The 13,220-nt window shown below is 44.9% G+C and carries 12 protein-coding genes; 9 read left to right on the forward strand and 3 right to left on the reverse strand.

Going from position 1 to position 13,220, the window contains the following annotated elements; genetic code table 11:
* Nucleotides 1-186: 186 nt before the first annotated feature.
* From ACE3K2_RS08030 to ACE3K2_RS08050, 5 genes are all read left to right on the forward strand, one after another.
* A complete protein-coding gene (locus ACE3K2_RS08030) occupies nt 187-1,011 on the forward strand; it encodes a methyltransferase domain-containing protein (RefSeq protein WP_421888776.1) in 825 nt (274 codons plus the stop codon).
* A 90-nt stretch (nt 1,012-1,101) separates the two neighbouring features.
* Nucleotides 1,102-2,043 (forward strand): hypothetical protein, encoded by a 942-nt coding sequence (locus ACE3K2_RS08035; protein ID WP_421888777.1) that lies wholly within the window; start codon nt 1,102-1,104, stop codon nt 2,041-2,043.
* Between the two features lie 139 nt (nt 2,044-2,182).
* Nucleotides 2,183-2,629 carry a GNAT family N-acetyltransferase gene (locus ACE3K2_RS08040; protein ID WP_421888778.1) on the forward strand — a complete coding sequence of 149 codons (447 nt, stop codon included), beginning with the start codon at nt 2,183-2,185 and terminating at the stop codon, nt 2,627-2,629.
* Nucleotides 2,630-2,674: 45 nt separating this feature from the next.
* Nucleotides 2,675-2,998 (forward strand): hypothetical protein, encoded by a 324-nt coding sequence (locus tag ACE3K2_RS08045; protein ID WP_421888779.1) that lies wholly within the window; start codon nt 2,675-2,677, stop codon nt 2,996-2,998.
* Nucleotides 2,999-3,036: 38 nt separating this feature from the next.
* Entirely contained in the window at nt 3,037-3,561 is a 525-nt protein-coding gene (locus tag ACE3K2_RS08050; RefSeq protein WP_421888780.1) for a GNAT family N-acetyltransferase, read from the forward strand.
* 392 nt (nt 3,562-3,953) lie between these two features.
* On the opposite strand, the gene ACE3K2_RS08055 is transcribed toward ACE3K2_RS08050, so the two are convergent.
* The 3 genes from ACE3K2_RS08055 to ACE3K2_RS08065 are packed head-to-tail and all read right to left on the reverse strand — an operon-like array spanning nt 3,954 to nt 8,318.
* Nucleotides 3,954-4,919 (reverse strand): sugar ABC transporter substrate-binding protein, encoded by a 966-nt coding sequence (locus tag ACE3K2_RS08055; protein ID WP_421888781.1) that lies wholly within the window; start codon nt 4,917-4,919, stop codon nt 3,954-3,956.
* Nucleotides 4,912-6,510, reverse strand: a complete 1,599-nt coding sequence (locus ACE3K2_RS08060) for a response regulator (RefSeq protein ID WP_421888782.1) — start codon at nt 6,508-6,510, stop codon at nt 4,912-4,914. Before ACE3K2_RS08060 ends, ACE3K2_RS08055 begins: the two co-directional genes overlap by 8 nt.
* Nucleotides 6,507-8,318, reverse strand: a complete 1,812-nt coding sequence (locus ACE3K2_RS08065; protein ID WP_421888783.1) for a cache domain-containing sensor histidine kinase — start codon at nt 8,316-8,318, stop codon at nt 6,507-6,509. The genes ACE3K2_RS08060 and ACE3K2_RS08065 overlap by 4 nt, the downstream gene beginning before the upstream one ends.
* Nucleotides 8,319-8,560: 242 nt before the next feature.
* Here ACE3K2_RS08065 and ACE3K2_RS08070 point away from each other — a divergent pair, with 242 nt between their 5' ends.
* The 4 genes from ACE3K2_RS08070 to yjfF all read left to right on the forward strand — a co-directional run bounded on the left by ACE3K2_RS08070 (nt 8,561) and on the right by yjfF (nt 13,192).
* A complete protein-coding gene (locus ACE3K2_RS08070) occupies nt 8,561-9,583 on the forward strand; it encodes a substrate-binding domain-containing protein (RefSeq protein WP_421888784.1) in 1,023 nt (340 codons plus the stop codon).
* Nucleotides 9,584-9,668: 85 nt separating this feature from the next.
* Complete coding sequence (locus ACE3K2_RS08075) at nt 9,669-11,180, forward strand: sugar ABC transporter ATP-binding protein (protein ID WP_421888785.1); 1,512 nt, start codon at nt 9,669-9,671, stop codon at nt 11,178-11,180.
* A 4-nt stretch (nt 11,181-11,184) separates the two neighbouring features.
* Complete coding sequence (locus ACE3K2_RS08080) at nt 11,185-12,228, forward strand: ABC transporter permease (protein WP_421888786.1); 1,044 nt, start codon at nt 11,185-11,187, stop codon at nt 12,226-12,228.
* Nucleotides 12,218-13,192 carry a galactofuranose ABC transporter, permease protein YjfF gene (gene yjfF, locus ACE3K2_RS08085; protein ID WP_421888787.1) on the forward strand — a complete coding sequence of 325 codons (975 nt, stop codon included), beginning with the start codon at nt 12,218-12,220 and terminating at the stop codon, nt 13,190-13,192. Before ACE3K2_RS08080 ends, yjfF begins: the two co-directional genes overlap by 11 nt.
* The last annotated feature ends 28 nt before the right edge of the window (nt 13,193-13,220 follow it).

Here is a 13,220-nt window from a genome sequence, read left to right on the forward strand (position 1 = left end):
CTGTCAATATATACGAAACGGGGTGGCTGTTCGGTTAATGGCATTGTTGGAGGACATCTTGAAATCGGTTGCGGGACGGGACAAGCCACAGGGGAACAATTGAATCATAAGGATACTTTTTACTAGGGAAGAAAAAAGTCTAAGGGTATATGTTTTATTATTCTACTGAAGAACAGGAGAGAATATATGAGTGATCCGCGTTCAACATACAGTATCCAAACGGCAGTTTTAAGTTTACAAGAGGAATTAGAGAGATTAAAGATGCAGGCGGTAATGGGGTGGCCCAAAGAGTTCCGAAATCTGGAATGGTATGGTTTGAAAAATGGAATGCGTGTATTGGAGGTCGGAAGCGGACCAGGTTACATTACAGAGCAATTATTAAACAGTTTGCCAGACAGCGAGCTTACCTCGCTTGAGATTGATCGTTCACTGCAAGCACAAGCCAAAGAACAGCTGAAAGCTATTCCTTCCAAGCGATTGCAATTTGTAGAGTCTTCCATCTACCAGATGGATCTGCCTGATGATTCTTTTGATTTTGTCGTAGCAAGACTTATCTTTCTTCACTTGAACAATCCTGACGAAGCTGCACGAGAGATATATCGTGTACTGAAGCCTGGCGGTCGTCTTGCCATTATTGATGTGGATGACGGCGTTTTTGGAGCAGTGAATCCTGATGTCCCTGCTTTGCATACGGTATTAATGAAAATTTCGGACTATGTGGCACAACACGGCGGTAATCGCATCATTGGCAGAAGTCTGCCACGTCTCCTCTCAGGGAGCGGGTACATCGATGTTGAGATTGATTCGGTCCTTCAACATAGTGATCTGTTAGGCATAGAAGGGTTTAAGCAGCAGTTTAATCTTAATCGTTTTGTACATTTTGCCGAAAAAGGTGTGATCAGTTCAGAGGAGTTTGCTCAGCTGCAACAAGCCTTTGATGCGATAAATCATTCTTCGGAAGCCTATGCCATGATGAATTTCATTACAGCTTGCGGCACGAAGCCTCTGTAAGAGCTGTGTACGTTTGAGGTAAGGTTTACTTGCTCGGTGCTTTGGCACTGTCTATGACAGAATAAGCTTCCTAAGAGACGGAGGATGGGAATGAATATCGTTCAAGCTTTCCAGGAGTTTGTAGTTCAAGATGATCATCAAGGCATGATTGATTTGCTGAAAGAATATGAACAATCCAGCAAGTTGTCTGTCAATGAACGAGGCTGGGTCTACTGGAATATTTCTGATGGTTATGCCTTGTTAAGAGAGTCGGAACTGCTTTATGCGAATCACCGGGCATTCTTCGAATGGGGGAAAGAAAACCTCGCCCCCGAGCAATTACACTGGATCGTTTCGGATTCGACACAAGCGTTATCATTGTCCTTGGGAAACTATTTTGACCATTGGATCGATTGGTACCATTATGCTTGTGATCATGCACCCAAGCTGGATACCAACCGAGGTGTTCGATTCGAGAGCCATCGGGCTTTGGGCGGTTCGCTTTGGGTTTTGGAGAGGTACAGTGAAATGGACAGTGTGCTTGAAAATATGAACCAACTCATACAAGAAGATGTGACATGGTCCAATATTCTTTTTGCCGGGATTACGTACAACAAACAACGTCTGGTTAGGCTTTATCATGCCGGGGATTTTGCGGGAGTCGAAGCTCTTGTAAACGAAACGATGGACTGGATTGATAAAATCAATGATGGAGCAATGCCTATTTCAAGAAAAGATGAAGTGGTCGGTAGCTGGGAGGATATTAATGTCTCTAGAAATTCGCAGAGAGATATCAACATTGCGTTGAACAATTTGGCCTGTATTTTAACGGATATTGAAAGGTATGAGGAAAGTGTGAAATTGTTTATGCAGATACAGGAACGTGGTCACCACATGAATTCATATGGTTTTTCCAAATGGATATATTCGATATGGAAGACAAGAGGGACTGAGGCAGTTAAAGATGCATTAGCAGTTAATGCTTCTTATGAAATAGCTGACCTTGTAAAACATACTCCTGAACTATTAGAGATCAAGGTTAGCATGATGTGATTGAAGTTACCAAAGGTTTGCACAACAACGGTGAAAGGAGTGATGTGATATGAGAAACAATACAATTCCGAGTAGAAGAAATAAAGTTGCCAGAGGTGTTTTTGTCTAGCGCATAGGACCCAAGGAGGAATTTCAAACAATGATTCATTTAAAACGTGTGTCGGTGGATAATTGGTATGCTTGCACTCAACTGGATGTAACTGAAGAACAGAAAAAAAGTTTTCCAGCGCCGGTTGTATATTGGATCGCTGAATCCAAGGTCATGACCGATTTTCAACCCGTGGCCATCTATTTCGATTCGGATCTGATTGGTTTTGCTGTGTACTCTGATCAACCGGATCATGAGGATAACTACTGGCTTCTTGCTCTGATGATAGATACCAAATATCAGGGCAGAGGTTATGGAAGAGAAGCGCTTAGGAAGTTGATTGATCTAATGAAAGAATCGCTGAGTTGCAAACGCATCATGATTGGACACAGGCCGGAAAATGGTATCGCAGGAAATCTGTATGAATCACTTGGTTTTCAGAGAGTAAGTGAAGGGCTGATTGATGGCGAAGTCGTTCGACTTCTAAGATGCAAGTAGAGCCAAATCACACGCGATTTGGATTTTAAAGGAGGTAGCTTGTCTTTGAAGCATATACACATTATTTTCTCATTACTCTTTATCATGTTAGGAATGGTGATTATTACAATCTCGAAAATGATTGAAGAGGTGATTCCGAAGCTAGGGTATGCAGCATTCCAGTCAGCAGCAGCTGGCAGTTATACTCCGAGTGATTATCAAGTGAATTTTGCACTGAATTATTGGATAGGCGCGATATGTATTTTGGGTGGAGTTATCTGTTTAATTAGTACAATGAATGTTGTCCGTAACTCCATTCGTGAAATGAATATAAGAAACAGAGCGTTTGATGAAACTCGTAATTATGACGACACAAGAGAACTGAAATAAGTTATGATATGACATAAAAAAAGAAAGGGCAGATCAACATGATTACATTCCAATACTTTGAACCGGAAGATTTTGATCAACTAATCGAATGGAGTGGAGATGAAGCATTTCTGCTCCAGTGGGCCGGCCCTCAGTTCCAATATCCACTTTCCAGAGAACAGCTATCTGATTATTTGCAGGGTGCGAATGATAAGAACACTTCGAATAAGTTCATTTATAAAGTGCTGGATGATTCGACTCAGGAGATTGTGGGCCATATTGCTCTTGGCGGTATCGATCGATATAATCGTTCAGGGCGGATCGGTAAGGTGCTTCTTGGCAAGCCATATCAGGGTAAAGGCTATGGGAAACAAATGATCGATGAGGCACTTCGAATTGGATTTGAAGAGGAGAAGTTACACCGGATCAGTCTGGGCGTATTTGATTTTAATACCTCGGCTATCCGATGTTATGAAAAAGCGGGTTTTGTACAAGAAGGACTTATTCGTGATGCGAGAAGATATGAAGATACCTTCTGGAATCTGATCGAGATGAGCATTCTGGAAGATGAATGGAAAAAATAGGTTCTCAAAAGGCATCATATACTTGAGAGGAGATTTACCCACTCGTCATGCTGAACATACTGAAAAAGCTGACTTTTTGGTTTGTCATTTTCTCGCTAACCGTATGTTTCATTAATTTATCAGGAAACGATGATAAGAATATTCTGATTTACCTCACGAATCCTATAAATCCGTTGCTGAATGACTGGTTGACCAAAATAAATACAAATCCAGAGACGACTTCATTGTTCAGGCCGTTGATATACTTGTTCCATTTGATTTTTTGGGGCGGAGTGGGGTTCATCCTGGATCGGCTCATCATGAAGCTTAACCGTAAAGGGTAGAAACAACGACGTGTACGAAATTTGAATGGGTGATGTTCGCCTGTCATCACATGACAGGCGAACATCACCTTAATGACTTCCTTCCTGATTTATTTCAATGATCCCCGTATCAATAAATTCCTTCACAGGCACACCATCGCTTGCGAGTAACAGGGTCTCCATCATTTTTGCACCCCAGACTCCTTCATTCTGAGAAATAACGGCAGACAATTGACCGTTTAGCAACCCGTTCTCACTGGTCGGGCTGTCACCGAATGCGATTAAATGCCGGTTCAGGCCTTTCGCTTTCCAGATCAGGGTAGAGGCAGAGACCGAAACAAAATCGAGCCCGATAATCGCATTGAAGTGAGGGTGAGCCTGAATCATGTTTTCCATATCGGACATGGCTCGATCTTCATTTCCTTGATGATAACGAACTTCCAAGATTTCGATGTCTGTTTCACTGCGGATATAGTCAATGAAACCATTAAGCCGCTGCTGCAAACCTTGCATCTCCTCCAAACCATTCTCGACAAGAATCATGCCTTGATTATGCAGAAGTCGTGTAGTCGTCATCGCAAACTGTTGACCAGTGCGATAGTTATCGGCGCCCACATAAGCGATTCGATGACTGGATGGAACATCTGACTCAAATGTAATGACGGAAATACCCGCAGCTTGGGCTGCATTAATAACGGGTGTAAGTGCAGCAGCGTCCACAGGAGATATAGCTATGCCATCCACATGCTGTTTGATCATATTCTCCATGATACGAATCTGCTGTTCGGTATTGGCTTCATCAGGTGCGTTTACGATTAACTTGATATTGTGTGTACCTGCATACTCCGTTGCATCCGTTGTGATCATCTCATACGTTGGATACGTCATTGGATATATAATTCCGAAAGTTTTGCTCGCTACAGATTTTTCTATGGGTGAAGTTGCTGGAAGTGTTGCAGCCATTGGCTGTGGACGAATATGTGCCGAACCGGATGAAAGGATCATCGGGAACAGCAGTATTACTGTAAGTAAAAGTGCAAATCTGGCTTTATTCATACATGGGCTCTTTTCTCATATCTGATGGTCTGGCCTGCGATTCTTCGGTTCCTTGAGTTCGGTATTCTCTGGGCGTAAAACCTGTTGTCTTCTTAAATATATTGGAAAAATAGTGAGAATCGTTGTAACCAACTTTGTAAGCAATCTCAAAGGTTTTATTGCTTGTCGTTTTCAGCAACTCCTTGGCTTTACCGATTCGAATCTGGGTTAGATACTCCGTTATCGTGTGACCGGTTTCCTGACTGAAAATCTTGCTTAGATGACTTGGACTGATTCTGACGTGTGCAGAAATCATTTTCAACGAGACCTGTTCGTTATTGTATTCACGGGATACATAGGCTTTCACCTGATCAATGACATCACTGTATTTTCCGGAGCACGCTGCTCTTCTCTCCCATAACAGGTTAAGCAGGGAACACAGATATTGGGTGCAATCCGCCCAGCACGTAATCTTCCGGATTGTCTGCTGCAGGGAAGTTATGTTCTCATCCGAATGGTCACTCATGCGGAACAGCTGATTTGCGAGCCGAAAGGACTCCAGCGTAAGATCATTCAACAGGTAGAAGCCATACGATGAAGACTTCCAGTCGAAGGACTGTAATGGAGCGGCAAACTCTTGCACAAAAGGGTCACGCAGATTGGGGCTGCCGATTTTGAGAAATTCAAGAAACGAATTCCTGTCGAGAAAAAGAGTTGTATGCTCACCCAGGTTGATTTCACGTAGAGAAGCTCTGTTCTGAAGGGTGAGCCGGGTAATATACTTATCCTCCTCCGCTTCCAGATACGAAACATGAATTCCTTGCAGACGCTCCTGTTGACTGCCAATGCCCAGAATCAGATTACATTTGAACGTATGCTCAAGTTCCGTACGAACCCGCCCGCGAAGCTGCTCCAGATATACGTTTATGCTGTCATCGGAGTTATATTTGAGCAAAAGCACAAGCTCCGTCCGGCTTCGAATATAAGGAAGAAGTTCTACGTGGGGATCACGAGTTTCCTCCAGTATAGGAAGAAGCTTCTTCATCAGGGATTCCGGGTCCGGGGAATGATCGGTTAGTCGAACATCGATAATCACAATGGTATAATACCTGGCTGAGAGAGGAACTGAGAGTTGTTTGGCTGATTCAATCGCATCAGTTGTCCCGATGAGTCCTCCGCACAGATCGGCCAGCAGTTTTTCTTTGGTGATTGTCCGGCTTGTGATACGTTGATGTTCTTCATCCATTTGTTTGCTGACCTTATGAAGCATTTGGATCAGGTCTGCTGCGCTAATGGGCTTCAGACAGTACTCGGTCACACCAAGCCGGATGGCCTCCTGGGCATAGCTGAATTCATCATGACCGCTCATGATAATGATTTTGATATCAGGGTGTTGAGTGCGAACGATGGAGGTCAGCTCCAATCCGTTCATAAATGGCATTTTGATATCGGTAATCAGAATATCCGGAGCCCATTCTTGAATTAAAGGTAAAGCAAGCTCACCGTCAGGTGCATCCCCGCAATAGTGAAAACCTTCCTTTTCCCAATCAATGCAGCTGCGTATATTCTCCCGAATTCCAATTTCGTCATCGACGATCATCACTTTTTTCATCGGTTAACCTCCTTGCTTTTGGGGATACGAATCATAAATGTGCTTCCTTCCATATACGTACTTTCCATTTCAACACCATAAGATGGTCCAAAATAGAGCCGAATCCGGTGATGTACATTGAGCAGACCGAATCCGCCTTCCTGATCGTCATCTTGGGGTGAACGGGAACCTGCCGGCTTCTCCAACTCTTCACGTAATTGTGCCAATCGATCTGCAGACATGCCGATTCCGTTGTCTTGTACAGTGAGGATGATGCTATGGTCCTCACTATATCCGTGGATGGATATCAGTCCCTGACCGCGTTTGTTCTTGATGCCATGGTAGAGCGCGTTTTCAATCAAGGGCTGCAAGGTCATTTTCAAAATGGGATAATCCTGAAGCTCACGATCCACGCTGATCTCGTAAGTAAGAATATCGTGGTACCTCATCTGTTGAATGACCAGGTAACTGCGCGCATGCTCAAGCTCGGTTTGAATGGACACCCAGTCGAATCCTTTGTTCAGACTCAAACGAAAGAATTTCGAGAGGGCCTGCACAAGCTTGATTACATTTTCTTTTTTCTCTGCTTCAGCCATCCATAGAATGGATTCCAACGTGTTATAGAGGAAGTGAGGGTTGATCTGAGCTTGCAGCGTTCGTAGTTCAGCTATTTTCACCTGTTCATTCTCTCGAATGCTCTTTTCGATTAACATTTTGAGCTTATCCAGCATCACATTGAAGCTTTTGCCCAGATCAGCAATTTCGTCCGAGCCGTGTGGTGTGACTTTGGCTTCCAAGTAACCGTTTGCAGCTTTACGCATCTTGTTCATCAGAATCTGGATGGGAAGAATCAGTCGATTATTCAGGAAAAAATATAACGATATCGCAAAGAAGGCGCTTAATAAAACCGTGATGATAATTAATTGGCGAATGCTATTGGCCTCTGCAATGATTTCCTGATAAGGAGCTACTCCGATCATTTTCCATCCGGTCTGTTTGGAGGTGCTGTATACAACAAACTGGGGCTTGGATCCTGCAGACAGGATAAAGCTGTCGTGCTGTAGATGTAAAGGGACCGATCGGATCTGATCCATCATGGTTATGGATGCCGGGGTGGCATCTGGCTTGAAGAGTGTATTTCCGTGTTGATCACTAATGTAGAAAAAACCGGAATCCTTAATGGGAGTACTCGTCAAAAAATCATCAATGAACGAATCATTCAAATCAATTACGATAAACCCGATGACCTCATGCGTAATTCGCTCTTTAACCGTGGTTATAATTGAAAGCGCATTCTGTTTAGGGTAAGCAAAACCATCCAGCCTGTTATATTCGGCATAGGCTGCAGAATGAGGGATGCGCAGAATGGCATCCGGATACTGGATCAGATACTTGAAGTACGGGTTACGCAGCGGATTCCGTTCGAGCTTGAAGACGCCTTTTCGTTCACTTATGCCTTTTCCATAAAAATTCACGAAGGAGATATTAAGTACCTTGTCATACTTGTAGGTTTCCCGATAAAGATTGTAGGTCTGTAGGATGGATTTGGCTTCCGGGTAGGACTCCGATTGAGAGTACAGGTATTGAAGCACTTGCGGGTTCTTGCCCAGTTCGAGCAGCCGTTCCGTATCCTCAAACAAGATGTCGATGTTTCTGGCAAGCTGGTCAGCGACCAGTTGTGTCGAGGCCTTGTTATGATTCGATACGACCGTATAGGATTTGTGGTAAGAAATTAATCCAACCACGATCAGTGGCACTGAACTGAGGATGATAAACATGCTGAGCAATTTAAGCCTGAGGCTTGAAGTAATCCACTGAATGAGTTTCAACGTATTCCACTCCATCTGAAGGGATCATAAATGTACCACTAGTATAACATGATTTTTTAATATATAAGAGATTCGCTAAATACTACACAATTAAACAAAGAAATTACACGTTTTAAATCTCCGTTTTTGAAATTGCCAAATGATTACATTAAAAAAGCATGAGACTCCATATAAGCTGGGAATGAAAGCGTTTTATAATGTGGTCACACCTCAAGGTGAAATTAAAAAGGGAGGATCACAACATGCGAACCAAAAAAAAGTGGGGACTTGCCATAACATTGGCTATGGTGATGCTGGTCAGTACGGCATGTAACAGTACGAATGGAGGAGCAGGCTCCGATAATGCAACTTCAACGAGCGGGGAAGGCAGTGCACCTGCCAGCGCCAAAACCATTACGCTCGGTTTTTCGCAAGTTGGGGCAGAGAGTGGCTGGCGTTCGGCAAATACCAAGTCGATTCAGGATTCAGCCAAAGAAGCAGGTTATGATTTGAAATTCTCCGATGCGCAGCAGAAGCAGGAAAATCAGATTAAAGCTCTGCGATCCTTCATCCAGCAGAAGGTGACGGTAATTGCCTTTTCCCCTGTAGTGGAATCCGGTTGGGATACCGTATTGAAAGAAGCAAAGGATGCAGGCATTCCCGTGATTTTGACGGACCGTGCTGTGGATTCCCCGGATAAAACCCTTTACAAAACCTTTATTGGCTCCGACTTTGTAGAAGAAGGACGCAAAGCAGGTCAGTGGCTTAGTGACCAATACAAGGACACACAAGATGAGATCAATATCGTGGAGCTGCAGGGCACAACGGGCTCCGCACCAGCAAATGACCGTCAAGAGGGCTTTATGGAATTGATTGCTTCCAATTCGAAGCTTAAAGTGATTGCTTCACAATCGGGTGACTTTACACGTGCCAAAGGTAAAGAAGTCATGCAAGCTTTCCTCAAAGCACATAAAAAAATAGATGTTCTCTATGCACATAATGACGATATGGCACTTGGTGCAATTCAGGCCATTGAAGCGGCAGGACTAAAACCAGGCGTAGATATCACCATTATCTCTGTTGATGCCGTGAAGGATGGAATGCAGGCTGCTGCTGATGGCAAAATCAACTTTATCGTTGAATGTAATCCGTTGTTAGGACCTCAATTAATGGAAGCGGTGCAAGCGGTAGTGGACGGAAAAGACATCGAAGCCCGAATCGTAACGGACGAGACAACGTTCACATCTGAACAAGCCAAAGAAGCATTGCCCACACGCGAATATTAAAAGCTGATTCGTATAACACCGAAAAGTCATTTTTCGACCAGGCTGTCGCTAAATGACTTTTTCCCATAACAAAGGAGAGGGTTATATGGCCGAGCAAGCCCCCATTTTGCAAATGACAGGTATCACCAAACAATTTCCCGGGGTTAAAGCGCTATCCAGTGTCAGCTTTCGCTTGTTTCCAGGCGAGATTCATGCCTTGATGGGTGAGAACGGAGCGGGGAAATCGACGCTGATTAAAGTTCTGACTGGCGTTTATTCCATTGACGAAGGAACGGTAACGATGGATAACCGTGATCTTTTGATCTCCGGTCCGCTTGAAGCGCAAAAGGCGGGAATCAGTACCGTTTACCAAGAGGTCAATCTCTGTCCGAACTTAACGGTCGCTGAGAATATTTATATCGGGCGGGAACCGATGCGGTTTGGCAAAATCAATTGGAAGCAAATGAACAAAGATGCGGAGAACCTGCTGCGAGACAGATTACATCTGTCCATCGACGTGAAGGCTCCTTTACAGAACTACTCGGTCGCGATTCAACAACTGATTGCGATTGCAAGAGCACTCAGCATCTCGGCCAAAGTGCTCATCCTGGATGAACCCACATCCAGTCTGGACAAAAACGAGGTTCAGCAACTGTTTCGAATTATGCACAAATTAAAAAGCGAAGGTCTCGCCATTCTTTTTGTTACTCATTTTCTTGATCAGGTCTACGAGATGTCGGATCGTCTAACGGTGCTCCGTAACGGGGAATTGGAGGGAGAGTACATAGCTGCAGAACTTCCACGCATGGAACTGGTGCTCAAGATGATCGGCAAAGAGCTTGAAGTGTTAGAGGAGCTTCCGAAGGAAACGGATGCTGTCGAGACCAAGTCGGGAGAACTGTTAATTACCGCCAAAGGACTTGGACGCAAAGGCGCGATTGAGCCGTTTGATCTGGATATTCGCAAGGGAGAAGTCGTGGGCTTGGCTGGGTTATTGGGGTCTGGTCGAACCGAGATCGCTCGCCTAATCTTTGGTGCAGATCGTTCGGAAGAAGGCAAGCTGCTTGTTGTGGATACAGGAAGTACGGTCAAGTCGCCGCGTCATGCGATTGATCAAAATATTGCTTTTTGCTCCGAGAATCGTAAAACCGAAGGCATAATTGATGATCTGACCATCCGGGAGAACATTATTCTGGCTTTACAGGCGACACGTGGCTGGTCCAAACCGATCTCACGCAAGAATCAGGATGAAATCGCCGAAAAGTACATCAACCTGTTAAATATCCATCCGAAAAACCCGGAGCATTTAATTAAAAATCTGAGCGGCGGTAATCAGCAAAAGGTGTTGCTTGCACGGTGGCTGCTGATGAACCCCGATCTGTTGATACTCGATGAACCTACGCGTGGCATTGATATTGGTGCAAAGACCGAAATTCAGAAACTGGTACTTTCTTTGTCAAAGCAGGGCATGGCCGTGCTGTTCATTTCGTCCGAGCTGGAAGAAGTGATTCGTGTCAGCCAGCGGATTGCCGTACTTCGGGACCGCAAAAAAGTGAAAGAACTCAGCGGGGATCAGATCCACCAACAGCAAATTATGAAAGCAATGGCAGGGGGGTGAAGGGATGGCGGGCAAGATGCGTAAACATCATTTGTTTTGGCCGTTATGTATGCTTGGTTTACTATTAATCTTTAATTTGCTGTACTCTCCGGATTTCTTCTCCCTGGTTATGCGTGAAGGAAATCTATATGGCAGCTTAATTGATATTCTCAATTTTGGAGCGCCTTTAATTCTGGTATCGATCGGCATGACGCTGGTCATTGCGACCGGAGGTATCGATCTGTCCGTGGGTTCCATTGTAGCGATCTCCGGTGCCGTGGCTTGTATGAGCATCAGCAGAGGAGTAGATCAGAGTTCCTTCGGGCTTGTATTGGGTGCCCTTGGATTATCTATAGGTCTTTCCCTGATCTTGGGCATATGGAACGGGGCGCTTGTTTCGGTTGCCCGAATCCAGCCCATTATTGCGACGCTTATTCTGATGGTAGCTGGACGTGGGATTGCGCAACTGATTACGAGTGGACAGATTATTACAGTATCCAACGCGAACTACGCCTATATCGGGGCCGGTTCGTTAGCAGCATTACCTTTTTCCATCTTCATCGTATTGACTGTCCTGCTTATTGCCTCTCTGTTGACGAGGAAAACGGCACTGGGACTGTTTATCGAATCGGTCGGAAGTAACGCGAGTGCGAGCCGACTGGCAGGTATTCGTTCCAGAACGGTTATTCTCACGGTATATGTCTTCTGTGGGCTGTGTGCCGGCATTGCCGGGCTTATTCTCAGCTCGAATGTATCAAGTGCGGATGGAAACAACGCAGGTCTGTGGTATGAACTCGATGCTATTCTTGCTGTCGTCATCGGTGGGACTTCACTCAATGGAGGACGTTTCTATCTAATGGGTACCGTTGTTGGAGCGCTTATTATCCAAACCTTAACAACAACGATCTATATGATTGGTGTACCGCCAGAAGTTACACTGGTTGTCAAAGCCTTTGTTGTACTTGCCGTATGTTTGATTCAATCCGATTCATTCCGCAATTCCATGATGATCCGTTGGAAAAAACGGAAGTTTCCAGCCGAACAGGGGGTTAACCGCCATGTTTCTTAATCGTAAGTATCTCCCGGTCTTTGTCACCTTCGGCTTGCTGGCCGTGATGTTTGCCATAGGCTCTTTCCGGTATACGGGGTTCTTTTCCACACAGGTCCTGTTTAATCTTCTCATTGATAACGCCTTTCTAATTATCACGGCGATTGGCATGACTTTTGTGATTGTATCGGGAGGGATCGACCTGTCGGTTGGCTCTGTCATTGCGTTGACAACCATCATTAGCGCAAGTCTGGTCGAGAAACAGGGTTGGTCACCTGCCATCGTTATACCGATGGTACTTGTCATGGGCGCGTTGTTTGGTACAGTCATGGGGGCGATCATCCACTATTTTAAAATTCAGCCCTTCATCGTGACGCTGGCCGGCATGTTTTTGGCACGAGGGCTGTGTTATGTCATCAGTCTCGATACGATTACGATTACGAATCCATTCTACACCCAGGTTGCACAGTCGAAAATTTCACTGCCCGGGGGGAGTTTTGTCTCCATTAATGTGATTATTGCACTGGTCATTCTACTGCTCGCGATTTACCTGGCACATTATACCCGGTTCGGGCGCAACGTTTACGCCATTGGCGGAAGCGAACAATCCGCACTGCTCATGGGACTGCCGGTTGCACGTACCAAAATCCTGGTGTACACGTTCAGCGGTTTGTGCTCCGCGCTTGCTGGTGTCGTCTTTACCTTTTATATGTTATCCGGTTATGGATTACACGCCATGGGTCTTGAACTCGATACCATCGCGGCTGTTGTGATCGGAGGCACGCTGCTAACAGGTGGTGTGGGATATGTGGCGGGAACCTTTATTGGCGTATTGATCCAAGGGGCTATCCAAACTATAATTAGCTTCGAAGGTACGCTCAGCTCATGGTGGACCAAGATTGTGATTGGCCTGATGCTGTTTGTCTTTATTTTGTTCCAACGACTTCTTAGCGGGCGGCGAGTATCCTCGAAATCACTGCATTAAGTTGATCAAATGAAATGATAATGAACAC

It is taken from the genome of Paenibacillus sp. (assembly GCF_048976745.1).
Taxonomy (GTDB): Bacteria; Bacillota; Bacilli; order Paenibacillales; family Paenibacillaceae; genus Paenibacillus.

What these genes read in the sequence shown, in the direction of transcription:
- ACE3K2_RS08040 (WP_421888778.1), top strand. Translation starts at nt 2,183, where the DNA reads ATGATTCATTTAAAACGTGTGTCGGTGGATAATTGGTATGCTTGCACT.
- ACE3K2_RS08070 (WP_421888784.1), top strand. Translation starts at nt 8,561, where the DNA reads ATGCGAACCAAAAAAAAGTGGGGACTTGCCATAACATTGGCTATGGTG.
- ACE3K2_RS08075 (WP_421888785.1), top strand. Translation starts at nt 9,669, where the DNA reads ATGGCCGAGCAAGCCCCCATTTTGCAAATGACAGGTATCACCAAACAA.
- ACE3K2_RS08035 (WP_421888777.1), top strand. Translation starts at nt 1,102, where the DNA reads ATGAATATCGTTCAAGCTTTCCAGGAGTTTGTAGTTCAAGATGATCAT.
- ACE3K2_RS08050 (WP_421888780.1), top strand. Translation starts at nt 3,037, where the DNA reads ATGATTACATTCCAATACTTTGAACCGGAAGATTTTGATCAACTAATC.
- yjfF (WP_421888787.1), top strand. Translation starts at nt 12,218, where the DNA reads ATGTTTCTTAATCGTAAGTATCTCCCGGTCTTTGTCACCTTCGGCTTG.
- ACE3K2_RS08060 (WP_421888782.1), bottom strand. Translation starts at nt 6,510, where the DNA reads ATGAAAAAAGTGATGATCGTCGATGACGAAATTGGAATTCGGGAGAAT.
- ACE3K2_RS08055 (WP_421888781.1), bottom strand. Translation starts at nt 4,919, where the DNA reads ATGAATAAAGCCAGATTTGCACTTTTACTTACAGTAATACTGCTGTTC.
- ACE3K2_RS08030 (WP_421888776.1), top strand. Translation starts at nt 187, where the DNA reads ATGAGTGATCCGCGTTCAACATACAGTATCCAAACGGCAGTTTTAAGT.
- ACE3K2_RS08080 (WP_421888786.1), top strand. Translation starts at nt 11,185, where the DNA reads ATGGCGGGCAAGATGCGTAAACATCATTTGTTTTGGCCGTTATGTATG.